Source organism: Clostridium senegalense JC122, assembly GCF_000285575.1.
GTDB lineage: Bacteria > Bacillota > Clostridia > Clostridiales > Clostridiaceae > Clostridium_J > Clostridium_J senegalense.
Genome location: NZ_HE611051.1, coordinates 336,974 through 361,502 on the forward strand (window position 1 = coordinate 336,974; position 24,529 = coordinate 361,502).

22 protein-coding genes, 1 pseudogene and 1 other annotated feature are annotated in these 24,529 nt (G+C 27.0%); of the genes and pseudogenes, 8 read left to right on the plus strand and 15 right to left on the minus strand.

The window, feature by feature from the left end; genetic code table 11:
- The 4 genes from CSGHG_RS24865 to ord all read right to left on the minus strand — a co-directional run.
- Window positions 1-200: LytTR family DNA-binding domain-containing protein (locus CSGHG_RS24865; RefSeq protein WP_279232739.1), on the minus strand; the 200-nt coding region annotated here is incomplete at its 3' end.
- A gap of 55 nt (window positions 201-255) precedes the next feature.
- Window positions 256-600: a response regulator gene (locus CSGHG_RS24870; protein WP_279232740.1), complete on the minus strand. Its 345-nt coding sequence runs from the start codon at window positions 598-600 to the stop codon at window positions 256-258.
- Window positions 601-690: 90 nt separating this feature from the next.
- On the minus strand, window positions 691-2,004 hold the full coding sequence (locus tag CSGHG_RS09780) for a sensor histidine kinase (protein ID WP_162130913.1): 1,314 nt from the start codon (window positions 2,002-2,004) through the stop codon (window positions 691-693).
- Window positions 2,005-2,321: 317 nt separating this feature from the next.
- Window positions 2,322-3,368, minus strand: a complete 1,047-nt coding sequence (ord, locus tag CSGHG_RS09785; protein WP_010294545.1) for a 2,4-diaminopentanoate dehydrogenase — start codon at window positions 3,366-3,368, stop codon at window positions 2,322-2,324.
- 548 nt (window positions 3,369-3,916) lie between these two features.
- On the opposite strand from ord, the gene CSGHG_RS24645 reads away from it, so the two are divergent.
- Both CSGHG_RS24645 and CSGHG_RS25075 read left to right on the plus strand, forming a co-directional pair.
- Complete coding sequence (locus CSGHG_RS24645; protein ID WP_010294548.1) at window positions 3,917-4,105, plus strand: lipoprotein intramolecular transacylase Lit; 189 nt, start codon at window positions 3,917-3,919, stop codon at window positions 4,103-4,105.
- A gap of 88 nt (window positions 4,106-4,193) precedes the next feature.
- A complete protein-coding gene (locus CSGHG_RS25075) occupies window positions 4,194-4,559 on the plus strand; it encodes a lipoprotein intramolecular transacylase Lit (RefSeq protein ID WP_081496292.1) in 366 nt (121 codons plus the stop codon).
- 94 nt (window positions 4,560-4,653) lie between these two features.
- Here CSGHG_RS25075 and CSGHG_RS09795 read toward each other — a convergent pair whose 3' ends face one another.
- The 7 genes from CSGHG_RS09795 to CSGHG_RS09830 all read right to left on the minus strand — a co-directional run bounded on the left by CSGHG_RS09795 (window position 4,654) and on the right by CSGHG_RS09830 (window position 11,981).
- Window positions 4,654-5,685, minus strand: coding sequence for a hypothetical protein (locus CSGHG_RS09795; RefSeq protein ID WP_010294550.1), 1,032 nt, complete (start codon window positions 5,683-5,685; stop codon window positions 4,654-4,656).
- A gap of 71 nt (window positions 5,686-5,756) precedes the next feature.
- Window positions 5,757-6,443 carry an early set domain-containing protein gene (locus CSGHG_RS09800; RefSeq protein WP_010294552.1) on the minus strand — a complete coding sequence of 229 codons (687 nt, stop codon included), beginning with the start codon at window positions 6,441-6,443 and terminating at the stop codon, window positions 5,757-5,759.
- Between the two features lie 198 nt (window positions 6,444-6,641).
- Window positions 6,642-7,829, minus strand: a complete 1,188-nt coding sequence (locus CSGHG_RS09810; protein ID WP_010294554.1) for a pentapeptide repeat-containing protein — start codon at window positions 7,827-7,829, stop codon at window positions 6,642-6,644.
- 83 nt (window positions 7,830-7,912) lie between these two features.
- Window positions 7,913-8,299, minus strand: coding sequence for a zinc-ribbon domain-containing protein (locus tag CSGHG_RS09815; protein WP_010294556.1), 387 nt, complete (start codon window positions 8,297-8,299; stop codon window positions 7,913-7,915).
- A 189-nt stretch (window positions 8,300-8,488) separates the two neighbouring features.
- Window positions 8,489-8,716 carry a hypothetical protein gene (locus CSGHG_RS09820; RefSeq protein ID WP_010294560.1) on the minus strand — a complete coding sequence of 76 codons (228 nt, stop codon included), beginning with the start codon at window positions 8,714-8,716 and terminating at the stop codon, window positions 8,489-8,491.
- A 257-nt stretch (window positions 8,717-8,973) separates the two neighbouring features.
- The gene (gene brnQ / locus CSGHG_RS09825; protein WP_010294564.1) at window positions 8,974-10,329 is read right to left on the minus strand and encodes a branched-chain amino acid transport system II carrier protein; all 1,356 of its coding nucleotides are present in this window, start codon (window positions 10,327-10,329) and stop codon (window positions 8,974-8,976) included.
- Window positions 10,330-10,461: 132 nt separating this feature from the next.
- Window positions 10,462-10,722, minus strand: a binding site (T-box leader).
- A gap of 821 nt (window positions 10,723-11,543) precedes the next feature.
- Window positions 11,544-11,981: an ACT domain-containing protein gene (locus tag CSGHG_RS09830; RefSeq protein ID WP_010294566.1), complete on the minus strand. Its 438-nt coding sequence runs from the start codon at window positions 11,979-11,981 to the stop codon at window positions 11,544-11,546.
- Window positions 11,982-12,396: 415 nt separating this feature from the next.
- Between CSGHG_RS09830 and CSGHG_RS09835 the strand changes: the two genes are divergently transcribed.
- From CSGHG_RS09835 to CSGHG_RS24180, 4 genes and pseudogenes are all read left to right on the plus strand, one after another.
- Window positions 12,397-13,605 carry a dicarboxylate/amino acid:cation symporter gene (locus tag CSGHG_RS09835; RefSeq protein ID WP_010294568.1) on the plus strand — a complete coding sequence of 403 codons (1,209 nt, stop codon included), beginning with the start codon at window positions 12,397-12,399 and terminating at the stop codon, window positions 13,603-13,605.
- A 574-nt stretch (window positions 13,606-14,179) separates the two neighbouring features.
- Window positions 14,180-15,943 (plus strand): DUF3472 domain-containing protein, encoded by a 1,764-nt coding sequence (locus CSGHG_RS20445; protein WP_010294571.1) that lies wholly within the window; start codon window positions 14,180-14,182, stop codon window positions 15,941-15,943.
- Between the two features lie 19 nt (window positions 15,944-15,962).
- Window positions 15,963-16,010 (plus strand): annotated as a pseudogene (locus CSGHG_RS24875) (hypothetical protein); the annotation flags it as partial.
- Window positions 16,011-16,181: 171 nt separating this feature from the next.
- The gene (locus tag CSGHG_RS24180) at window positions 16,182-16,499 is read left to right on the plus strand and encodes a putative mucin/carbohydrate-binding domain-containing protein (protein ID WP_235700139.1); all 318 of its coding nucleotides are present in this window, start codon (window positions 16,182-16,184) and stop codon (window positions 16,497-16,499) included.
- A gap of 96 nt (window positions 16,500-16,595) precedes the next feature.
- Here the strand turns inward: CSGHG_RS24180 and CSGHG_RS23190 are convergent, their stop codons facing one another.
- The gene (locus CSGHG_RS23190) at window positions 16,596-16,754 is read right to left on the minus strand and encodes a hypothetical protein (protein WP_155844751.1); all 159 of its coding nucleotides are present in this window, start codon (window positions 16,752-16,754) and stop codon (window positions 16,596-16,598) included.
- Between the two features lie 238 nt (window positions 16,755-16,992).
- Here CSGHG_RS23190 and CSGHG_RS09850 point away from each other — a divergent pair, with 238 nt between their 5' ends.
- Both CSGHG_RS09850 and CSGHG_RS09860 read left to right on the plus strand, forming a co-directional pair.
- Window positions 16,993-18,216, plus strand: a complete 1,224-nt coding sequence (locus tag CSGHG_RS09850) for an HlyC/CorC family transporter (RefSeq protein WP_026022304.1) — start codon at window positions 16,993-16,995, stop codon at window positions 18,214-18,216.
- Between the two features lie 620 nt (window positions 18,217-18,836).
- Entirely contained in the window at window positions 18,837-20,123 is a 1,287-nt protein-coding gene (locus tag CSGHG_RS09860; RefSeq protein ID WP_010294576.1) for a radical SAM/SPASM domain-containing protein, read from the plus strand.
- Between the two features lie 279 nt (window positions 20,124-20,402).
- On the opposite strand, the gene CSGHG_RS09865 is transcribed toward CSGHG_RS09860, so the two are convergent.
- The 3 genes from CSGHG_RS09865 to CSGHG_RS09875 form a co-directional block, all read right to left on the minus strand.
- Window positions 20,403-22,901 (minus strand): ABC transporter permease, encoded by a 2,499-nt coding sequence (locus tag CSGHG_RS09865; RefSeq protein WP_010294579.1) that lies wholly within the window; start codon window positions 22,899-22,901, stop codon window positions 20,403-20,405.
- Window positions 22,898-23,578 carry an ABC transporter ATP-binding protein gene (locus tag CSGHG_RS09870; RefSeq protein WP_010294582.1) on the minus strand — a complete coding sequence of 227 codons (681 nt, stop codon included), beginning with the start codon at window positions 23,576-23,578 and terminating at the stop codon, window positions 22,898-22,900. The genes CSGHG_RS09865 and CSGHG_RS09870 overlap by 4 nt, the downstream gene beginning before the upstream one ends.
- A 100-nt stretch (window positions 23,579-23,678) precedes the next feature.
- The gene (locus CSGHG_RS09875) at window positions 23,679-24,482 is read right to left on the minus strand and encodes a sensor histidine kinase (RefSeq protein ID WP_235700126.1); all 804 of its coding nucleotides are present in this window, start codon (window positions 24,480-24,482) and stop codon (window positions 23,679-23,681) included.
- Between the last annotated feature and the right edge of the window lie 47 nt (window positions 24,483-24,529).

The window sequence follows — 24,529 nt, forward strand, 5'->3', positions numbered from 1 at the left end:
TTTGATGCTATTAAGCATATTTCTCCATTTTTTAAATATATTAATTTTTCTTTAGTATCAATTTCTTTTATATAATTTTTATTTACTATGAATGACTTATGACATCTATAAAAATCTTCACTCAACTCTTTTTCCATATCTTTCAATTTTCCATAAAACTCTATTTGTCTTTTTATTCCATGTAGAATTATTTTATGCATATTATGTGATGTTTCAAAAAATAATATTTCATTATAATCTACATTTATAATTTTGTCATAAACTTTTATACTTATACTTTTTTACTTTTTCTTTATTTAATTTCCTCTTAGCTTTTAAAATACATTCTTCCACTCTTTTTTCTAATGTATTTATATCCCCTTTATATATATAATCCATAGCTTCTACTTTATATAAAAAAGTAAGATAACTCATCTCTAAATGTGCTGTTATAAATATTACTACTCCGCTAGAATCATATTCTCTTATTTTAGAGGCAAGTTCAATTCCATTAATATCCTTATTTAAATCAACATCTAAAAAATAAACGCCTACAGTTTCGCTATTCTTTAAATATTTGATTATATCATTTGGATTATCTGTAGAAATTTTAACATCCAAATTTATATTTTTTCTTTTGCTATTTTTTTATTATTCTATTAAATTTTTGTCTCTGACTTTTATCATCTTCACAAAGAAAAATATTTATAACTATCCCTCCATTGAATAAATTTCTAATGTCTGTATAAATTCCCCATTATTTAATTGAATATCAAATATTACATTTTCATATTTATCTAACACTTCTCTTAAATTACTAAGACCTAGGCCTCTATTCTCACCTTTTGTTGAAAAGCCTCTTAAGAATAATTTACTTATAGGTGGTAAAGCCTCTTTATAGTTATTTATTACTATTATCAAAATAGATTTTTTCTTTTTTATAATCCCTAATTTTAAAAATGGTTTTTCACATTGCAAAGAAGCTTCTATAGAATTATCTAATATAATTCCTACTACCCTACATAAATCTAAAATATTCATTTTCACCTCTTTTATAGGATCAAATATATCTATATTTAAATTTATTCCTTTTTCCTTTGCAACTATCATTTTAGATGACACTATACCTTTTAGTTCTAAAATCTCAATATTTTTTAAAACACATAGTTTAAAATTATTTGAATTCATTTCCTCACTTAAAGGTGCAATATTTTCATTAAAAAATTTTTTTAGTCCTACCATATCACCCTCATCTATATATCCGGCCATAGATGAAATAATATTTATATAATCATGTCTGAACTTTCTTACCCCTGCATATACTGATTCTAAATTAGATGTGTATTCTCTTAAATTTTTTAAATGTATTTTATCATTTTCAAATTGAATTTCTTTTCTTACAGTGATAAGAACTGAATAAATAATAAGTATTAATGTTATAAAATATATTAAAAATAGTGCTCCATTAAATTTAACTAATTTATTTGATATAGCAAAACTTTCGTTTAATATTATGTTTACATAATATATTAATAATGTTAATGATAATATTATTAACACCAAAACAGAAGTTTTAAATTTAAAGTAAAAATCTATCATAGATAAATTTTTTCTAAATAATTTTCCAACAAAATAACTTATAAAATAAACAGCTACATAGACCATAATCCAATCCACTAAAAGCTTAGTATATGTAATTTCAATATTTAAAGCTAAATCAACATTAAAAAAACCTATTTTTATCCAATCAACAATATAATCTCCTATAACAAAAGTTATTGTTGAGAAGATTACGGTCATAGTACCTAGTAAAAGTTTTTTATTTTTTATATAGTATACTATTATCAAAATTATATTAATAATAATTACTGGCAAGCAATCGCTTACATATGTAGGTAAATATTCTTCAAAATAAGTAACTGTTATTGTTATTATATCTATTACTGCTAATATTAAAATAGTCTGTTTTATATTGAACTTTATATTTGATATGTTTATAAAACTTCTATAAATAATCGTAGACAAAAGTATTATATATAGTATTAACATTTTAACCACTGCCTTATATTTATTTATTAACAATATTATATATAAGTTAATTAATACCTTATTTTAATATAACATAAATTATAAATTATTTACATATCCATTTATTACTCATTGTAAATATTTAAATAAATTTATAATTTTACCTAAATATTTTATTTTTTTCTTTAATTTTAATTTATTTTTTTAATTTACTTAACTTTATATATTTTAAAATAAGATTATTTTCCACAAAAAAGCAGCTTAAAACTTAATTTCAAACTGCTTTTCACTAAAAAATATACTTATATTTCTATTTATTTTTTAATAAAATCCCTATAATCTCCCATTATGGCTCTTGGCACTGGTAAGTCTATCATTGTTTTTAACCCTGGATCCGCATTTATAACATGAGGTATCATATTCACACACATAGCTATAGTTCCAAGACCTCCATCAACCTCTGGCTTAATTGACATACTAACCTCTGGAGTTCCTTTTATTGTTATATAATCTCCTGTATATGTTCCTTCCATTTCAGGTTCAATTTGTTGAGGATGTATCATATCTATTTTCACTTCTCCATCAACATAACCTTGTCCTACCATATTTACACCTGCCACATCCCCAGCTGCTGCAAATCCATATGGTGCTTTTCTATCTACTTTAGTTATAATAGGACTCATTTGTTGTTCAAATTTATCAACTTTAAAACCAATAGCATCCCCAATCATTCTTACTGATTCTGCAAATCCAACATGTCCTGCTAATTTGCCACTTTCAATCCCTTTATTAAAATCTTCAACTGATAAACCTACTCCTTGTTCTTCCATAACTGCTGGTCCAAATGGAGATAAACTATTTACTCTTTTAGCTTCTATATGTTCAACATCTGTCATACATCCTGTTAAGCATACAACTAATAAATCCATTATCAACCCTGGGTTAATACCTGTTCCTAAAATTGATACACCATTTTCCTTAGCTATTTTATCCAATTCTTTTGAAATCTCTGTATTTTGTGCCTGTGGATAAGACATTTCTTCTGCTGTAGATATTACATTTACTTTTTTTTCTAAGGCAAACTTTAATTTTGGAAAAGCATTTTTAGTAAAAGAATCTGTAGCACATATACAAACATCACAACTTTTTTCAGTCAAAACATCTTCGATATTAGCTTGCACTACTACATCTTTTCTATTGCCCTTTTCAATATTTAATATATCAAATATACTCCTGCCCGCTCTTTCTGGATGCATATCACAAACTCCTATTATTTCTACACCCTTTCTTCCTAATAAAACTTTAGCCATACCACTACCCATAGCTCCAAATCCCCAAAGTGCTACTTTTACATTTTCCATATAACTTACCCCCATTTTATTTCTTATATTTTGAAGAAATCTTAACTTAAAATTACTTTATAAGCCTTTTAAAATTTAAATCAAATTAAAATTCCAAGCATGTCCTATTTATTCATATAAATATTAGAATATAAATCTTAAATTTATACAAATCTAAATAGCTTATATCATAATTATCATGCAAAATTCGTGCCAAGATTTTATTGAAATAACCTATCATATTATAATAATTATTATAGTAGTTATTGATTTATACCATCATTTCTTAAATTTACTTTTCTAATCTGCAACTTATTTTGCTTAAACATACCTCTTTCATTACAGTTTTTTCTATATATCATCTGAATTTTTAAAAATAGCAACTTTTTTTGCCTTCAAGTGCATATTTTTATGCTATTTTTAATTAATACATTCATGCATATCCACTATTATGAAATTTAATAAAACTTTAACATTTTAATTTATCCTTTCTTAGTTTTAATTGAATATTTGTCTTTTAAAAATGGAAAACTATTCATATATGTTTTTTATTTTTAGGAGGAATTTATGTGAATTTTAAATATATATTTTTAAACTATTTTTTGGCATTTTGTATAAGTATATTTATAATAATATCAGCAGTATTCTCAGTATGTATGTTTAAACCGTTATATTATTTTGATATAAACGCATTAAACTTACAATCCAGAATGCCTATATCTATATATGAAATCAAAAAAATTATAACTATGCAGTAGATTATATATTAGAAAAGACAGATGATAATTTTCTTTACCTTCTCTACCATCTTCTGAAAATGGTAAAACTCATTTTTATGAAGTTAGGATGATATTTAAATCATTAAAAAGTTTATGGATTATTACTTTTGGAATTAGTATTTTATATGGAATATTTAAAATTATAAATAAAGATTATTTATTTTTTAAATATAGTGGAAATATACTAATTACATTCTCAGCATTAATAGTATTAGCATCCTTATTTAACTTTAATTATATTTTTACATTGTTCCATAAACTATTTTTTAATAATGATTATTGGATTTTCAACTCGTCCTTAGACCCCATAATTTTATTGTTACCAGAAAAGTTTTTTTATCACTGTTCAGTTATTATATTATGTATAACCAGTTTATCTGGAATAATCTTTAAATCAATTTACCAAATTTTCAAAAAATCAAACTTGAAATAATAAGTATTTTATTATTTTCCATTGATGTACATATGAGTTTATCAATTAAATTTTTAAAGTAAAGTCTGTAGTATAAATCTACAGACTTTATTTTTTATGCTAGAATAGAAGTCATTCTTATACTTTCAGTATTATCCTCATATCCTTTTTTAATTTCTTCATTTAATTCATTATATCCTTTAATTACTGTATCTTTTATATTGTTTTTAGCGCTATCTATACTATTGTATATGATTTTACTTGCATCTTTTACTTCTTTTGATACTGTTTTTGCTGTGTTAACTACCTCTTTACTAATTGATATAACAGACTTAGTGACTTTTTCAATATCAGACATAGAGTTTTCTATAGTATTTTTTATATTATTATAATCTTTTTGTACAACTTCATATCCCTTTGAAATTGTATTAGGAATTCTTTTTATAGGCTCTTTTATCGAATCTATTCCACCCTTTATAGATGCACCACTTTCAAACACCTTACTTATTATCCCAATACTTGGATTATCAATTGTCGCTTTAACACTAGCAACTGTAACCCCTACTTTTGCTGCTACTTCCATAACATCTGCCCCTACAGAAACTGAGGTTTTTATTGTTGTATTAATTAAAGATGTAGCAGAATTTTTAATTTCTTCTGCTGCTTTTTTTAAATCGACGACTGTAGTTGTTACTTGTTTAACGGTACTAGCTACTCTTGAAGCTGTGTCTGTTATCTTATTCGAAACAGATTCTGAAACATCTTTTAAAGTCTTTGCTACCACTTTAGCAGTATCCCCAATAGTTTTTGAAACAGCACTTACAGTTTTTACAACACTTTCACTTACTGACACTGCTGTTTTAACAAAAGTCTTCACATTACTAGTAACAACTGATAATCCATCAGATACTGATTTGAAAAATCCGGATATTGAACTTTTGGTTGCATTTTGTTCTTTATTTACCGTGGATGAGTTACTACTTAAATTTACAATTGACTCTTTGTAGTTTTTCTCTAATTTTTTTACACTAGTAGCTTGTACATTTGAACTACATTTACTCCTCTCCACATCTTTACTATTTGTTTTGCAACCAGTTGTTTTGTTCATAATACTTGCATTTAAATTAACATTACTAGTTACTTTCATAACATTTTCACTTCCTTATCTTATTTTTTCTATATAAACTCTATATAAATAAAGAATATATTAGCAGTTTTTTAATATATCATTTGCCCATTTGCAGAGTAAGCTCCAGTTTCTAATAAAGTAAATTCATCTTCTAAAATAAACTCACCATCTATAAAAAGTTTGATTTTCCAGGTTCCTAATTGATACTTTCTACTTTTATTATCTAAATCCATCCAAAACCACAATGTTATAGCTTTCTTATTTTCTGGAGGATTAAATAAATTATTTTCTGTTATTTGGAAAAGTTCCCCAATAGGGTTATACCATACTGTAGTTACAGCATGTAATCCTGTAACATTTGTAAATTGAAACCTTGTTACAACTTTCTTATCCAAAATAGTATTGAAAGTCTTTTTATTTACTAATATCTCATCTTCACTTACAGTTGAACTTATATCGTATTTCTCTATATGTGTAGTATACTGAGTATTATTGTACATTCTTTCATTTTTATCATTAATAATGATAGTGGACCAAAGCGATTCATTTTCATCTGGCAAATAAATATTAGCTATTGGATCATTAAGTTTTAATTCTTTATTGATAAGGAATTTGTATTTATACTCTCCTGGTTGTAATACACATTTTAAAACCCATATGTCATTTTCTTTTACCATTATTCCATCATTTGGATTGAAATTATTAAACTCACCTATAACTGATATTGTACTAACAGGTAAATATTCATTTTCTTCATACTTAAAAATTACTTCCATATAAAATACCTCCTAACTGTTTATTAACTTTTAAAATAACCTTTATTTTAATTCCATAAAATAAAATTTTTCTTATTACATCTATTTTCGTTAATTTATTGATAACATTTATCACTTCTTTTTCTACATAAAAATACACTACATAAAACTTATGCAGTGTACTTTTACTTAATTTTTTATTATATATTTAAATTTATTTTATCTAACTAATTTTTTAGTTAATGTACCTATTCCAACGCCCATCATTATTACACCTATACAAGTTTCAATATTTGCCAAAAAGTATGCATCTGGGATTGGCTGTGCATTATTTACTCCAAGCCCAGCAAACATTCCAACACTTAAATTTAATGCTTCATTAAAATCAAAAATAAATGTTGATAGTTTAAATCCATCATTTAAAAAGGCATATTTTATAATCTCACTATCAACTTCAATACCTACTATTAAATAAGCTATTGCAAAAATCAGCATTATTCCAATAGATGTATATATAGCATATAATGGTCTTTCACCAAAGCCACAACTTATCCAATTTATTAGAGCTCCAAGTCGTGGTAATGGTCTTAATGTCTTTGATTGTGTTTTTTTTGCTAAAAAATAATACTCACCAAAATTATTTTTCATTTCATTTTCCTTAAATTTATCTGCTAAGGTTTCATAAACCATATAAATGCCTTCATATTCATTTCTTGTACCTTTTTTTAATTCAATTTTATCAAAAAAAGTTTTTTCATCTATTTTACTCTTAAATTTATCTTTAAAATCTAAATCTTCTATATAGGTTTTTGTAAGTTTAAAGCAAGATAAATCTACATCTTTAAATGTTATCTTACTTAGGTATGAATTAATTATGATTACAGAACTCATATCGCTAAGTTCAAAGTTTGTATCTTTTATATTACAATTATCAAATATAGCATAGTTTAATAAACAATTATAAAACCTTGCATATATATCACATCCATTAAAAGTACAAGAAAAATTATCATTTTTATTCAATGATGGTAACTTATCCGTTTCTTCCTTTATAAATATACAGTTTTCAAAAATTACTCCTCCACCATTTAAACTACATTTATTAAAGTAACAGCCTATAAATTTACAGTCTTGAAACTTTATATTATGAAATTTGCATTTATCAAAGGTAGTACATATAATATCTATACCATTAATTTGCTCAAATTCTTCTTCATTTTTTACTCTACCTTTTCCAAAAGTAGTTTCTTTAAAATCTTTAAAACTATATTTTTTATCCGGATTATAATTTACAGACATGTTTTTTGTATTTCTTATTTCATTAAACAACTTCTCATTATTATTATTTCTATTACTTAGCTGGTTTTTTAGTGCTAGCCTTTCCTCTTTAAAATTTATATAAGCCATTTAAACCCTCACTTTTAATTTTTTAATAAATAATTTTCATTATTTATATTCTTTCCAAATGGCCTTATTTTATAAATTACAATTTACTTTATCTTTTCTCCACAGTAAGGGCAATATTTAAAATTGTTTTCCACGACTTTACCACAATTTAAACAAATATTGTCATGTGAACTAATTTCATTTACTCCTTCTACAGGTTTTAAATCCCAATAATTAAACTTAACATCTTTGTCTTTTTCAAAACATTTTCCTTTTTCAGTTGAAATTTCATAAATAAAATTACATCCATTGCATACCACATAATACTTCTCATTCCACTTAAAAATCGGTATAAAGAAAAAATGGAAAAAACTAAATGTCTTTATAACCCTTCCTCCTAAACCAGTATCACAATTTCTGCAAGATATATCATTTAAATTACCTATTTCTTCTTCTTTTCTTTCTATTCCAAATACGCCTATAAAAAACATATGCTCCTCCATATTTAATTTGAAATTTTTACTTCCGCTTCTTTTATACAAAATCTTATACTTTAATATGTTATATGTAAAGATATACGCATGCTTATTTTCATACGAAAAACTTAAAGCTATGAATTATTTTATTAACTCATAGCTTTTACATTTATAATTACAGTCATTAACTATTTTAAATTATATTTATTTTTTAAATCTTAGAACTTGAATACCTGTAAAAATTCCATATATAATAAAAATTACTGAAATTAATCTTATACTAACACCTAAATTACCGTCCTCATTAATAACAAGCAATATTAATGCAATACTAATTAACAACACAAATATAGATAAAAACATTAATTTATGTATATATCCACAATTTAAAATTTTAGCTATAAAAATAATAATCGCAATACATATTAACATTATTCCTATTCCTAAATTACCTCTTACTCTGTTCCTTTGATATCTATTTTAATATAACATAATTTTATTATTCTAATGAAACAAGACTAATTTATCTCTTCTTTTAAATATCATATATTGATATACTATATTTTTAAACATTAAATATACACTTTTATGTATGGTGACAGTCATTAACTATTTAAAATCATATAACAATGCAACTCATCATAATATTTCTATTTAAAATATCTTCTTTTATTAGTCCTATTTATATTTTATCCAACCTCTACCAACGATTTTTCTTTAACAACAGAAAGTGCTATTCCTAAAAGCATTCCGACTACTGCTGGTACTACCCATCCTAACCCCTTTGAATAAAGAGGTAAACTACTACATAAATTTGTAACAAACCCTAACTTTACACCTACTTGTCCTAGTGAATCAACTAAACTTACAATTCCAGTAAACAATATAGTTAAACTATAAACTATAGAACTCTTATTAAATAAAGTATCTAACATTGATAATAGTATAAGCATTAATGCTATTGGATAAATTGCATTTAGTATTGGTACAGATATTGATAAAATTTTTGTTAATCCCATATTTGCAAGTGTCATACTAGAAATACATAACACTCTAACCCAAGTTTTATATGATATTTTATTATTTAGTGATTGAAAATATTGGCTACAAGATGTTATAAGTCCAACACTAGTTGTTAAACAAGCTAAAGTAAATACAACAGCTAGTAATACAGCACCTGGTCTACCAAATATATACATTGTCACATTTGTTAACGTCTGGGCTCCATTTTCAGTAGTTCCAAATATTTCACCACTACTTGCACCTAAATATGCAAGCATTGAATAGATAATTACTAACAAAATTCCAGCTATTGCTCCAGCCTTTATTGATGTTGAAACTATGACCTTTTCACTTTTAACTCCTCTCGATTTTATTGCTAGAGCAATAACTATTCCAAAGTTCAAAGCTGCTATAGTGTCCATAGTTAAATATCCATCTAAAAATCCTTTAACAAAAGGAGAAGTCATATACTCTCCTACAGGTTCTCCGAAACTTCCTAATGGCTTAAATAGAGCACCAACAAATATAACTAATATTAAAATTAACAAACTAGGTGTCAATACCTTCCCCATACGGTCTACTAATTTAGCTGGTGATAAGGAAAGCCAATAAGCTATCATAAAAAATATAAATGTATATAATAACAACGCTAATGTCTTTGATACACTCTGTGGCAGATATGGTGCTACTACCATCTCAAAAGGTAAACTCCCTGCTCTTGGAATTCCTAAACAAGGTCCTATAGATAAATATATTAACACTGTAAAAATTATTGCAAAAATAGGATTAACTCTTTTAGCAAGATTAGTCAAACCACCACATTTAGCAACAGATATTACTCCTAAAATTGGAAATCCCACAGCTGTTATAAAAAAAGCTCCCATACATATCCAAGTTTTTATGCCAGCTGATTGTCCTAAAAATGGTGGAAATATTAAATTTCCAGCCCCAAAAAATAATGAGAATAGCATTAATCCTATAAGTAATAAATCCTTTTTTGATAAATTTTCATTTGATAAATTTTCATTTGATAAGTTTTTCATTTACAATTTCCCCCTCGTTTAAACATAACTTCTTTTCTATAACCTATAATATCAATCTCAATTTCCATGAAATCCCCTCCTTTAATAAATAAAAATTATAAATTTTTATAAAATAAAAAACTCGCCCCTAAAATAAGGGACGAGTTAAATCGCGTTACCACCCTAATTCTATAAAATAATCTATAATAAATAGACCTTTATAGCTCTTAGTTACGTATCTATCAATACGCTTATCTTTTAACGGTGAAAGAATCCGGTAAAACTTACTTAAACTAAATTCAGTTTTACTTCTCAGAGATGATTTTCCACTATACCTTGAACATTGGCTTACAGCAAAATGCCAACTCTCTGTAGAACAAAATATTGCTTACTTTTTCTCTTCATAGAATTTATTTTGTTATTTATTGTTTTTATGTTATACTCATATTTATTTTTTGTCAATAGCTAAATTTTTAAAATATTTTTAATTAATAAAAATTTAAATTATAAACATTTTATTCTTACGTTGTATATTTCGTATAACTTTTTTCAACTTTCCACTATTTTAGGATATATATTTAACCATAATAATTTATAAATTTATTTATTCGTATTTTACTTTAATTACTATGCTTTGTATTCTCCTTAAACACAATTTTCTCTTTTTGTTTTTCAGCTTATTTTTTATTAAAGCTTTATTCTTTATTATTGGCCTTATTACTTAAATTAACAAAAATAACGTTGTAATTCTAAAGCTTTTCTTTATATTTTAATTTTAACTAAGTATCTCTAAAAACTTAATAAAAAACTCTTTATTTTTTATTTTCCTTTGTTATAATACTAAATGAATTAACATAACTTTTCTTTACAGATAAAATTATTATAATTTATATTGAAAATATGTTAATTTTATTATTAAAAGCTTAAAACTTATTTATAGATAAACTGGTAATTCTATATTAGTTGATACTTTTAAAAATAAATTAAACACTAAAATGCTAATTACTCTCACGATACATGTGAAAGTGTATCTTAATTAGATAAATTTAATTTAGAAGCAGTAGACATACTGTTTATGACATTAATTTAAATCCTTATTAAAAAATGATTAAGTATTGCGCGCTTAATCATTTTTTTGTTTTTTGTACAATCTTATCTAATTTATATATTTTTTCTATACATTCTTTTATCATTTATGGTGACAGTCATTAATTTTTTTGTATTATACCATAATATTATTCAATAGCTATTAAATTTATTTTTATAACCTTACTTAATAATTGCATTTCAGCTATAAGCTCTTCAATATCACCTTCAAGATTTAATATATCTAAAGTTATTGTTATATTAGCTGCTCTATTTATAGGAATATCCTGATTTATTGTTATTACATTTCCTTTAAACTTTACTATCGTCTCAAGTATTTCAGATAAAGCACCATATTCGTGACTTGCTAATATTGAAATTGTAGCTTTTTGACCTTTTACATCCTCTGTCATCAAAAAAACCTTATCTCTATATTTATAATATGCACTCCTACTAATACCTACTACTTTAACTCCCTCTGTTATATCCTTTACATGTCCTTTGTATAACAATTGTTTAACCTCAACAACTTTACTGAATATTTCCGGTAAGACTTCACCATCTACAACAAAATAATTGTTTTCCATATTATTCCCCCTTAATTATTAATCCTAAAATTTTTAAACATCCAGTTTTTTAATATAAAGTTACTTTAGAACTTTTTAAAAATATAGCAACCTATGCATTCTATTCACCTATTATATTTTACAATTATTACTCTTTGTACTCTTCATAAATACAATCTTTTCTTTTTGTGTTTTAGTCTAATTTCTATTAAAGCTGTATTCATGATTATTGGCCCTATTCTTTAAATTAACGAAAATAAAGGTGTAATTCTAAAGGTTTTCTTTATATCTTTATTATAACTAAGTATCCCTAAAAATTTAACTAAAAACTATTTATTTTTTATTTTACTTTGCTATAATACTAACTACATTAACACAAACATTCTTAATTTATCAAATTATTACAATTAAACTATAAAAGGAGGTTAATTGACTTATGAAAAAATTAGGACTTATACCAAAACTTATAATCGCAATAGCACTTGGAATTATTTTTGGAGCATTCTTTCCAAGAAGAGTAGTGGAGATTCTAGCCACCTTCAACTCAATATTTGGAAACTTTTTAAACTTTGTTATACCTCTTATAATTGTTGGATTTATAGTTGCTGGAATAGCTGAATTAGGGACAAGCGCCGGAAAGATGCTTGGAGTAACTACCCTGTTTGCATATGTATCTACACTTATAGCTGGATTCTTTGCATACTTTGTAGCCTCTAAATTATTCCCATTTTTTATAGCTACTACAAAAACTTTATCAAATGCAGTTAATCCAGAAGATCATTTACTTAAACCACTTTTTGAAATTGAGATGACACCTTTAATGCCTGTTACAACAGCATTAATATTAGCATTTCTTCTTGGTTTAGGTATTGCAGCTGTTAAAGGCAAAACTTTATTAAATGCATCGATAGAATTTCAACATATAGTTAAGAAAACAATAGAAAAAGCTATAATTCCATTATTACCAATTCACATAATGGGTATTTTTGCAAATATGACTTATGCAGGAGAAGTAAGCAGAATATTGTCTGTATTCTGGAAAGTATTCTTGATTGTACTGGCAATGCATATATTAATGATAATATTCCAATTTGCAGTAGCTTGTTTGGTTGGTAAAAAGAATCTTATATCTTGCTTAAAAAATCAAATTCCTGGATACTTAACTGCAGTAGGTACTCAATCCTCAGCAGCTACTATTCCAGTAAACTTAGAATGTGCTGAAAAAAATAATGTATCTAGAGGGGTTAGAGAATTCGTAGTTCCACTTTGTGCAACTATACACCTATCTGGAAGTACAATTACTTTAACATCATGCGCTATAGCTATAATGTTATTAAATGGCATGGCACTATCATTTAGTCAATTTGCTGGTTTTATAGCTATGCTAGGGGTTACAATGGTTGCAGCCCCAGGAGTTCCAGGTGGTGCTGTAATGGCCGCACTAGGAGTCCTTCAAACAAATCTTGGTTTTAGTGAAGCTCAACTTTCTTTAATGATTGCTCTATATATAGCACAAGATAGTTTTGGTACTGCTTGTAACATATCTGGAGATAATGCAATTGCTATCTTAGTTGATGCTTTTAAAGATAAATTAAAACCTAAAAATGCTAGTTACTCTAAAGATACACCTGAAAATGTATCTTAATTAGATAAATTTAATTTAGAATGCAGTAGAAATACTGTTTGTGACATTAATTTAAACCCATACTGAAAAATGATTAAGTTTTGCGCACTTAATCATTTTTTATTGCCTGCATTTTCACTGATACATATATTTATAAAAACAATTCTTTTTTATACTTCTCCTATTGAATTACCATAGAAGCAGTTTTTTAATGAAACAATCACATATTAAATTATAATTACAAGCACATACATATAATTTCTTTCTATATAATACACATAAAAATTTAAGATATTTTTTCTCCTATAAGCCTTATAGCGCTTTTCATATTTTAAGTTCTAAATATAAAAACTACATTTAGTATCTTATTCTCGAATATTCTCATTTTATTTCTAAATATGTTGATTTAAATACTAATTTCATTTTTATTGACAAATTGTGAATTTTTTTTAGGAACAAATGGTTTTTTAACAAATTTATATACAATATGTAAAAATTATCTTATTATATTAAATATAAGTTAGTAGCGCAAACTTATATTAATACACCAAAAATTTTCAAAATTCATAATTTAAAAACAAGGAGTTGATAATCAATGAAAAGAAAATCTTTATTAATTGGTGTTATTGCCCTGTTAATGGGTATAAGCATTGGTAATTTTAAAACAGCCCATGCACACACTAACGCAACAGGAATGTATGTTAATCCTACAAATGCAAAGCCGTCGGATATTATTACTAATGATTGGAGTGCAATTAAAAACCCACCATATACATATTGGGCAGTACACAATTGGAATGCAGGAGGAGAAGCAGGTGGTTATGCTGGTTTCCAGCAGCGTGCTGACAGGCGTACAGCTCATTTTGCAATTTGGGATCCAGTATCGGTTAGACAGCCAATTGAAGCAGAATATCTTTCTCCCAATTCTACTTCATCCCGTTTTGGCGGTGAAGGTGAAGGAATGAAAGTTGAAACAAATTATAATTGGCAACCCAACAATTGGTATAAAATGACCATGCGTAATTGGCAAGAAGATGGACACACAAAATTTGGTCAATGGATACGGGATGAATCTACTAAACAATGGAAACAGATAGCTATTCTAGATTTTCCAGTAGCAAATGTTAACTTTAATTGGGGTACTGGAATGTTCCAAGAAGACTGGGCAGGAAATGGTCACCAAGAAAGAGAAGCTAGATTAAAAAATTTTTATAGCAGAAATGTTTCTGATAGCTTATGGAATTCTTTAAACAAACAAAAAATAACTAGTCAATATCCTAATATGAACTGGAATGGGGGAGGAAATTCAGAATATGTTTGGGTTAGTGCAGGTGGTAATGCCAAACCATCTATCAGTAGTGGCCAAGTATTTCAATTAAATCAACCTAATACACCTAATGTTGGGAATTTAGATTTTGATATCACAAATAAAAAATACGAAAATGGGAAATTAAACATCTCATGGAAATTAAAAGAACAAAGTACACCTCAATTTAAAGGTAAAATAGAAATTTACGATAACTCTAGCATGACAGGTACACCTATTAAAACTATTAACAACATAAAATCCTATAAAAATGAAATAAACGAAGTTGCTAATTTAAATATTTCAAAGGGACTGTATGCTAAAGTAATATTAACAGATTTATTCGATAACACAGTTACTAAGACTGCTACTCTAATTAATGGAAATGGAGAAGAAAATAAAGGTTCATCTTTTACATTTGATTTTAAAGGTTATAGTGACAAACAATTTGCTAAACTTGATCTTGACCTTACAAATTTAACTAGTAAGCTTACAGTTGAAAATATTAAAACTCATTACTACTTTAATGATAGCTATGCTTCAATTTTAATTCAAAATGAATATGGACAAACTATTTTTGATAAAGACTTTATTGGTAATAAAGTAAACGAAGCTATGGTAAAAGATATACCTCTAAAAGAAGGTTATTATTTAACAGTTAAACATAGAGAGTATTCAAATAGGTTATTTATAATTAATAATGATAAAAACTTATCACTTAATAAAGGTGCCACTAATTCATATAAAATTAGTAAAAATCAATTAAATCCAATTGATGAAAACGATATACCAACTCCTGATAAAAATCCTTACTTAGGTGAAAATTTTAACATTACATTTAAAGGTTTAGGTGATTGGATTTTTGGGGAACTAAATTTAGATTTAATATCTAAACAAGCTAATCTTAAAATAAACAAAGGTGAACCACATGTTTATTTTACAGATAGTTATGCTTCAGTTGTAATTAAAGACACTGAAGGAAATAATGTTTATTCTGAGGATTTTATTGGAAGCAAAACGAATAATGCTTTACTAAAAAAACATTTCAATTAAATCTGGCTACTATATAACAATAAAACATAGAGAAGCAGATAATCGTTTAATAATTACCAATACAAACAATAATTTAGAATTAGATAAAGATAAAAACATAACTTATAAGATAACTGATGTTGGATTAGTTAAATGTTCAGAAAATGAAATCCCTACTCCAAGTAAACCAACTTATTATGGAAATGAATTTAACACAGTTTTTAAAGGATATGGTGATAGGATTTTTGCAGAAATGAATATGAATTTAGATGAAAATCAAGCAATAATAAATATATCAGAAGGTATAGTTCATAGTTATTTTTCAAATACCTATGCTTCAGTTTTAATTAAAAATTCTCAGAATGAAACTATATATTCTAAGAATTTTATTGGAACTAATAACTACTCTAAAAATAGTGAGACAGTTTCTATTGATGAAGGTAGCATAATTACAATTACTCATTTAGAATTTAGTAATAGATTACAACTAATTAATACAGAAAATCAAACTGAATTAGAAAAAGGTTCTTCTGTTACTTATCAAGTTATAGATGGTGGCTTAAAGAAACTTGATTAACAAATCAAGTTTTCCACTACTCAATAATATATAAACAAAAGAACTATTACTTAGCTAATATTTAAATTAATCAAGTAATAGTTCTTTTATTTTTATTTATATATATCTACATACATGTGTTCTATCAGGACGAATTTCTCCACCACATTCGCCACATATTCCTATAACTTCATATGCATAACAAATCACGCTAGTTGATAAAATAAATCCTGCTACTAATCCCCCTAAGACTACTTTTCTTAATTTTTTACTCATAATAATCCCCCTTTTTATAATTTACTATAGCTCTTATATTATCAATATTTTGAAAAAAAGTAAATATATTTATTATATGCTTTCGTTAACTTATTTTAAACATTTTATTAAATTTAATTTTAATTTTTATAGACAATTATGGATTAAAAACTTACATATTACAGATAATATTTTAAAGTAATAAATTTTCAAACGAGGTATTTACTATGAATATAAATAATAGTGGAAAAATAATTATATTATTTTTCTTTTAGCATTATCATCTTTCTTTTCAGCATCTGAAACCGCACTAATGTCTTTAAGTAAATTAAGAGTTCGATACTTAGTTGATCAAAATATAAAAAATGCAGATATTGTAAGTAAGCTAATTGATAATCCAAACAAATTGTTAAGTGCTATACTGATAGGTAATAACATAGTAAACATTGGTGCTTCTTCATTAGCCACAGTAATTGCAATTGATTATTTTAGTAGCGCAGGAGTTGGTATTGCAACAGGAATAATGACAATTCTTGTATTAATTTTTGGTGAGATTACACCAAAATCATTTGCTGCAAATGACCCTGAAAAAATTTCATTAAAAGTATGTAAGATAATATCTTTAACTATAATTATTTTAAACCCTATAATAATTATTTTTAATAAGTTAACTGAACTTATACTAAAATTACTAGGAAGTAAAAATAATTCTAAGAAACCTTTTATAACTGAAGATGAATTAAAAACCTTAGTTAATGTTGGACATGAAGAAGGCATATTAGAGATTGAAGAAAAAGCTATGATTCATAATGTTTTTGAATTTACGGATTTACAAGTAAAAGATATTATGACACAAAGAACTAATATAATAGCTATTCAATTATGTACTCCATATGAAGATATAATGGAATTATTCAAAGAAGAACATTTTTCACGTATACCTGTATATGAAAATAATGTTGATGAAATTGTAGGTATACTACATCTAAAAGATTTAATTTTTCATAATATTGATAATGATAACTTTGATATAAAAAAACATTTAAGAACACCTTACTTTACTTATGAATATAAACCTATTTCTGAACTTTTTTCAGATATGAGAAAAAAAAGAGTTTCTCTTTCAATTGTTCTAGATGAATATGGAGGAACAGCAGGTCTTATATCAATTGAAGATTTAGTAGAAGAAATTGTTGGCGATTTAGATGATGAATATGATGAACACACTAAAAATATAGAAATAATAAATGAACATGAATTTTTAGTTGATGGGTTTACTAAACTTTCTGAAGTTAACGAAATTCTAGGTTCATCTATTGAATCTGAAGATTTTGATACTATAGGTGGTTACATAATCGGCGAATTTGGTTGGATTCCTCAAGAAGGAGATATGATAGAAGTAGAGGACTTAACTTTTATTATTGATAAAATTGATAGAACTAGAATTTCCTTAATAAAAATAATAAAACATCCTAAAATTTAATATTTTTAGGATGTTTTATTATTTTTATTCTTATATTATTTTGCTATTTCTTACTTATAATTCTACAAAAATTTATTAGAAATTTGTTTAATTAGACTTAATACATTTATACTATTCTTGAATTTTGTCATAATTTAAAATAAATTTTTTCTACATTTTTACAATTTGTTAATTGTAATACCTTTTATTAGTTGGTATAATTTGGATAAATTAAATATTGCAAATACTGTTTTCTTCTACTTATTAAAAACTTAGATATACTTATTATCAAAATCACTAAATATTAAACATCATTTACTAACTTTAATTTAAGTAGTCTTAGTTTAAATTAAGTAGTTTATAAATAATTTAAGAAAGGGGGAACTCCTATGAAAATAATTAGAAGGAAAAATAAATCTGCTAATATAAAATGCTATTATCCATTACCAGAACATGCACCATGCCCAAGATACGGACTGTAGTTTTTTACAACTATTAATAATGACATACTTACCACCGGTTAACGCCGGTGGGTTAAATTTATTACTATAAGATTCCAAGTACACTTTTTTATAATTAATTTTATATAAATCCAATTAACATTTTAATATCTTTAGTTCTTATAAGGAAGGAGCTTATTTATGGATTATAAAATCTCTCGATTCAATATAGTAGTGCCAGTAGACAATAGCGATGAACTTATTTTATTTAATTCAAGAGAATGTTCATTTGTTGTTTTAGATAAAGAAACTCAAAATTTTTTAACGGATATAAATAAAATTAATGAATATGATGACGAAGTTGTAGAAAACTTAATTGATTTAGGATTTATAGTTAATATAGATTCAGATGAAATTGAAGATTTAGTTGAATCAACTCAACATGCACGCTTAGCAAATGAATCTTTATCAATTACAATAGCGACAACACTAGATTGCAATATGGCTTGCCCTTATTGCTTTGAGCATAAAAACAAAAAATATTTAACTGAAACTACTGCAGATAAAATAATAGCATTTATATTAAATAAATTATCCACAAACCAATTTAAAAAGTTACTAATTACTTGGACCGGTGGAGAACCATTATTAAATAAGGATATTATTAAATATATAACTGAACCTATAACAAAACATTGTATTGAAAATAAAATAGACTACCATGCATCAATAATTACAAATGGATTACTTCTCACAGAGGAAAACGCTAAATTTTTACAAGAAATGAAAGTTAGAGATGGACAAGTAACCTTAGATGGTTTTGAGGAAACTAATAATAAAAGAAGAATTGCTTTAAATGGTTATAATAGTTTTAAAACTATTTTAAAAAATATAAATGTTGCCTGTACATATTTTGCTATAGTAATCAGGATAAACATTGATAATAATAATAAATATGAAATTAAAGATTTACTATCTTACTTATATAATGATTTAAATTATAAAAGTAACAAAAAAATTTCAATCACTCTAGCTCCAGTATCTGGATGTGATTCTGCCCTTACATTAGATGCCTATTATAAGTTTTATAGAGATATATACGAAGATTATATGATTGATGATAAAGTTGAAAAATTTTATCCCGTTCCTTTAAGTTTTGCTTGTGGAGCACTTTGTAAAGATTCTTATGTAATTGGACCTGAAGGAGAAGTGTATAAGTGTTGGGAAGAAATAGGACAAAAAGAGTTAACTATTGGTACAGTTGATAATCTATGTGATAATTGTGAGCGCTGTCAACAATATTTGAAAGATTTCTGGCCTAAGGAATGTGAGGAATGTTCATATTTACCTATGTGTCACGGTGGATGTCCAATAAAAAGAATAGATAATAATAATAAACCTATCTGTGCACCCCAAACTCAAGCTATGGATATATATTTAAAAAAATACTATAAACTTTGGGAAAATGAAACTGAAGAATGTTCATAAACAACAAATTAATCACCAAATTTATTATACAATCTTAAATATATAATAAATTTGGTGATAACTTTTTTTAATATGTTTAAATTTTTAAACTATAATTTAAACATATTATCCTCTCTTGTTTTAAACAAATAAAAAATTTATAGATTTATATTACTATTATAAAAATAAAAATATTATTATTTATTTAAATTTATTCTTTTATAATCATTACATTTTTACATTTAACAAAACAATTAATTCTATATCATGATTATTTTAAATATGCACTTTTTAACAATTTTATAATCCATCAACCCTCAAAAGTTCTACAACACTTTCTTTACCCATAAAACAATAGGAAATATATGGAGTCAACAAACCTAATACAAATAATATTGGAAAGATGATTACCAGTGATGAAAAATTAAATTTGAAGTTTAAAAACCAAATTTGATTGCATAGTGGTCTCACTATAAATAGTGAGCTTCCTATGCTCAATAAGATAGAAATTACCAAAGTAAATATGACATAATAACATCCTTCTAAACATAGCATTTCAACAAGCTGCCTTTTGGTCATACCGATACTTTGTAGTATTGCAAGTTCTTTGCGACGAACCAGAATACTAGTTAAAATGGTATTGATAAAATTCAAAATACCAATTATTCCAATAATGAATGCAATAGTGCCTCCAATCAATATGATTGTATTCTTAATATCTGTAACACCTGCTAAGGTATTGAGTTTAGACTTATAACTCATTGTTGGTTCAACACTATTCGTATAATTTTTTAGAAATTCCTCCATATCAGCTTCTTTATCTTCTGTAGCATCAAAAACATAACTCATAGTATAGGTATTGCCAGTAACTTTTTTATAATCCTCCACTGGAAGAAAAAAGCAGGAGTCCACCCAATCATAAGTATTTCCCTCGTTTGCAATAACATGTCCAAGTACAGTTACTTCATGAATATTACCATTATAATTCAATTCCAATTTATCTCCAATACTATGATTCATACTTTTCATGTCCTTATGACCGCGGGAATCTACCCAAACCCCCTCTAAGATGTACTTCCCTGTTGCAAGTTTCTCTATATCTATTTCACCATCTACTAATTTCATACGGGAAAATGGAAATTCATCCATACCATATATATGTGTAGGAAATGAACCGTCTTTCTGCTGATTGCTGCAAGTTTGTTTAGTGGTTTTGCTTGTGTATGTAGCTCTACAGCCGTATTGGCGACCACCGGTTTTAAATCCATCATGTTTTTCTACAGCAGTTATAAAACTTTCGCTAAGGGCACTTTCTGCATTAACTTTGTACTGAAAAAACAAGTCGGTATTACCGATGCAAAAATCTGAAGTATTGGCATTTTTGAGAGCATTCTCTGGATCTACGCTCTGCGAAAAATTAAAAACTGTGTTAGTTAGCACTATGCTAAGCGAAAGACTTATAATAACTAGCACAGTACGTTTCTTATTTCGTCCAAGATTTGCCCATGCCATCCTCTTTTGAGGATTTCCATTCCTTGTCTTCTTCTTTTTTTTCTTACCATTGTTAAAATTGTAATCAGTATAGGAAACAGCTTCCATTGGGGATACTTCTGCCGCCATTTTTGCTGGCTTTCGAACGCTTATAAATACGGTAATTAGTGTAAATATAGATGCCAACATAAAAATAAAAGGATTAGTCGATACAATTGCTGTATTCCCCTTAAAACTAGATTGTATCAGTAACGTTGGTAGCAATGCTTTCCCCATTAAAAAACCGCCACAAAGCCCCAAAGGAATGCCAAGTAATGAAAGCATCACGGCCTGTCGGTTAATGATTTCATAAAGTTGACGTCCTGTGGTACCAATAGTTTTCAATAGCCCATAAAAGTGCATATCATGTAAAACAGAAATTTGAAAAATATTATAGATGATTAAATATCCTGTGAATACAACTAACAATAAGGCACAAGATAGTGCACCAGCTGTTCCAATCCCCATTGTTGTATGCTTGGACAAGTACCGTGGGTTAATTCCTGTATTTATATAATTTTGTGCATTTAAATCCATAGAAAATCCGCTATCTTTCACTACCTTCTCCAGGTCTTTTTCAATGTTTTGTTCATCTTTAAATTTTATAATTCCAGTAATGGTTCCAGTTTCTTCCCGATCTTGGCGGTAGGTGCTTTTCAATTCATCCAAATGATCATTAACATAAGCCTTAGATGCAATAATGGTACCATTCCTCACACCTGGATAACTCTTCCACCAACCGGCAAGTATGAAATCACGTGTAACTTTTTTATTGTGGATAGTAATCTCTAGTTTTATATGAGTTCCCAATTTTTGTGGGATATCAAGCATTTCTAGTGTTGTCGTATCGGTGATAATCTCTTTTTCTGTCTGAGGTTTATGCCCAATTGTAGGCTCAACAAACGCATATTTCAAACCAAGATCATCATAATACCAAAACTCTGTGTATCGCTTCATAAGTGATTGATTATCTACGCTGTCAGCAAGTTTGCGACAATAGGCAATTTCCTTTATCAAAGAATGACTGCTTATATTGTCATACTCTGATTCAGTCATATAATTTATACGCGCTTGTCCATCACCACCAGACATTATCATGTCAGCACGCTGTATACTTTTTACCATACCAAACCCCATAGTAAACATACCGGTAAATAAAAGTGAAGTTAGTGCAATTGCAAACACAGCTATAATGTTGCGTGTTTGGGCAGAGTTAAAATTCTTAACTGCCAATTTGCAAATTATCTTTCTGTTTTTCACTCGAATCATATGGTATCACCACCTGATATTTTTCCATCTTCTATACGAATAATACGGTCTGCAAGCTGTGCAAGCTCTTCACTATGAGTAATCATAACAATAGTCTGATTGAATTTTTTTCCTGTCACTTTTAAAAGCCCTATCACATCCTGACTGGCCTTGCTATCTAAATTGCCAGTAAGTTCATCAGCAAGTACAATAGCTGGTTTTGTTGCCAATGCTCTTGCAATAGCAACCCGTTGCTGCTGTCCACCAGAAAGTTGATTTGGTAAATTTTCTAGTTTGTTCTCAAGGCCTAGCACCTTAATAATTTTATTTATATAACTTTTGTCAGGCTTGTTACCATCTAACTGTATAGGTAGTACAATATTTTCATAAATATTTAGCATAGGCACAAGGTTAAAACTCTGAAATACAAAGCCAATTTTACGGCGTCGGAAAACTGTCAATTCTTCCTCTTTCATTTTAAAAATTTCTTTGCCATCTACCATTACATTTCCACTAGTTGGACGGTCAAGACCACCTAGCATGTGAAGAAGTGTAGATTTTCCACTACCTGATAGCCCTATTACTGCGATAAATTCACCGTTTTCTACGGAAAGACTAACACCATCCAGCGCACGTACAGCCATTTCTCCACTCCCATAATATTTTTTTAAGTTTGTCGTTTCCAATATGGTTTTCATAGTGTCCTCCCCAAAATTTACATCAAAATTTTTCTTATACAAAAATAATAACAAAATTTTCTTTCCACATTCTTTCTGAAATCTATCAGTTTTGAAAGATTTATCTTTTCTCTGTTGGTAGAAAAATAGAAAAGGTAGAACCGCCTCCTTTTGTTCCAGACACCTTAATATAACCTCCTCCGTTAGATATAATTTCTCGTGTCAGAAATAATCCTAGTCCCACACCTTCATACTCACGTACCTTTGCAGAACGGTAAAATCGCGTAAATATTTTTTCCTTTTCATCTGTTGCTATACCAATCCCTTTATCTATAATATCAATCCGAAAAAATAAATCATAGGATACAGTATAAACTTTGATGTTGCTTTTTCTAGGAGAATACTTAACTGCGTTATCCAGGACATTATAAATTGATTCAACAGTCCATTTTGGATCATAATAAACCGTACCATTTGTTAACTCAATTTCAATTGTAATCTCTTTTTCTTCTGCTTTAGGCAGTATTGAGTCAATAACAGCATAAATCAACGCTTTCATGGTACCCTTTTGAGGATTAACAGTAATAATCCCACTTTCTAGACGAGAAATTTTCATTAAGGCTAGTATTAGAAAATCAAGTTTTTCGGCCTGAGTAGCTAGTGCTTTTGCGCATACAGTACTTTCTTCTGGCAAATCATGTTCCATAAGAATCTGTGAATAAAGAAGTATATTTGCAACTGGTGTTTTAATTTGATGGGATATGTCAGAAATTAAATGCTTGATATTTTCTTTTTCCATACTCATATTTTTTGAAGATACAGCACAAGATGATAAAAAATGAGACATTTTTGCCTCTATAGCTGACAATACAGATTCATCAAAGGTATTTTCAGTAAAATCTCCATCTATAGCACTATCTAACATAGTGGTCAAGGAATTCATAAGCCGACGCATTTTTCTACGATATAGAA

Bases quoted from the DNA above. Each gene is read 5' to 3' on its own strand.
- ord (WP_010294545.1), bottom strand. From the start codon at position 3,368: ATGGAAAATGTAAAAGTAGCACTTTGGGGATTTGGAGCTATGGGTAGT.
- CSGHG_RS24180 (WP_235700139.1), top strand. From the start codon at position 16,182: ATGAATTTAGATGAAAATCAAGCAATAATAAATATATCAGAAGGTATA.
- CSGHG_RS09800 (WP_010294552.1), bottom strand. From the start codon at position 6,443: ATGGAAGTAATTTTTAAGTATGAAGAAAATGAATATTTACCTGTTAGT.
- CSGHG_RS09795 (WP_010294550.1), bottom strand. From the start codon at position 5,685: ATGAAAGTAACTAGTAATGTTAATTTAAATGCAAGTATTATGAACAAA.
- CSGHG_RS09870 (WP_010294582.1), bottom strand. From the start codon at position 23,578: ATGAAAACCATATTGGAAACGACAAACTTAAAAAAATATTATGGGAGT.
- brnQ (WP_010294564.1), bottom strand. From the start codon at position 10,329: ATGAAAAACTTATCAAATGAAAATTTATCAAATGAAAATTTATCAAAA.
- CSGHG_RS23190 (WP_155844751.1), bottom strand. From the start codon at position 16,754: ATGAGTAAAAAATTAAGAAAAGTAGTCTTAGGGGGATTAGTAGCAGGA.
- CSGHG_RS09830 (WP_010294566.1), bottom strand. From the start codon at position 11,981: ATGGAAAACAATTATTTTGTTGTAGATGGTGAAGTCTTACCGGAAATA.
- CSGHG_RS20445 (WP_010294571.1), top strand. From the start codon at position 14,180: ATGAAAAGAAAATCTTTATTAATTGGTGTTATTGCCCTGTTAATGGGT.
- CSGHG_RS09835 (WP_010294568.1), top strand. From the start codon at position 12,397: ATGAAAAAATTAGGACTTATACCAAAACTTATAATCGCAATAGCACTT.
- CSGHG_RS09865 (WP_010294579.1), bottom strand. From the start codon at position 22,901: ATGATTCGAGTGAAAAACAGAAAGATAATTTGCAAATTGGCAGTTAAG.
- CSGHG_RS09860 (WP_010294576.1), top strand. From the start codon at position 18,837: ATGGATTATAAAATCTCTCGATTCAATATAGTAGTGCCAGTAGACAAT.
- CSGHG_RS09815 (WP_010294556.1), bottom strand. From the start codon at position 8,299: ATGTTTTTTATAGGCGTATTTGGAATAGAAAGAAAAGAAGAAGAAATA.
- CSGHG_RS09820 (WP_010294560.1), bottom strand. From the start codon at position 8,716: ATGTTAATATGTATTGCGATTATTATTTTTATAGCTAAAATTTTAAAT.
- CSGHG_RS09875 (WP_235700126.1), bottom strand. From the start codon at position 24,482: ATGTTAGATAGTGCTATAGATGGAGATTTTACTGAAAATACCTTTGAT.
- CSGHG_RS25075 (WP_081496292.1), top strand. From the start codon at position 4,194: ATGATATTTAAATCATTAAAAAGTTTATGGATTATTACTTTTGGAATT.
- CSGHG_RS09810 (WP_010294554.1), bottom strand. From the start codon at position 7,829: ATGGCTTATATAAATTTTAAAGAGGAAAGGCTAGCACTAAAAAACCAG.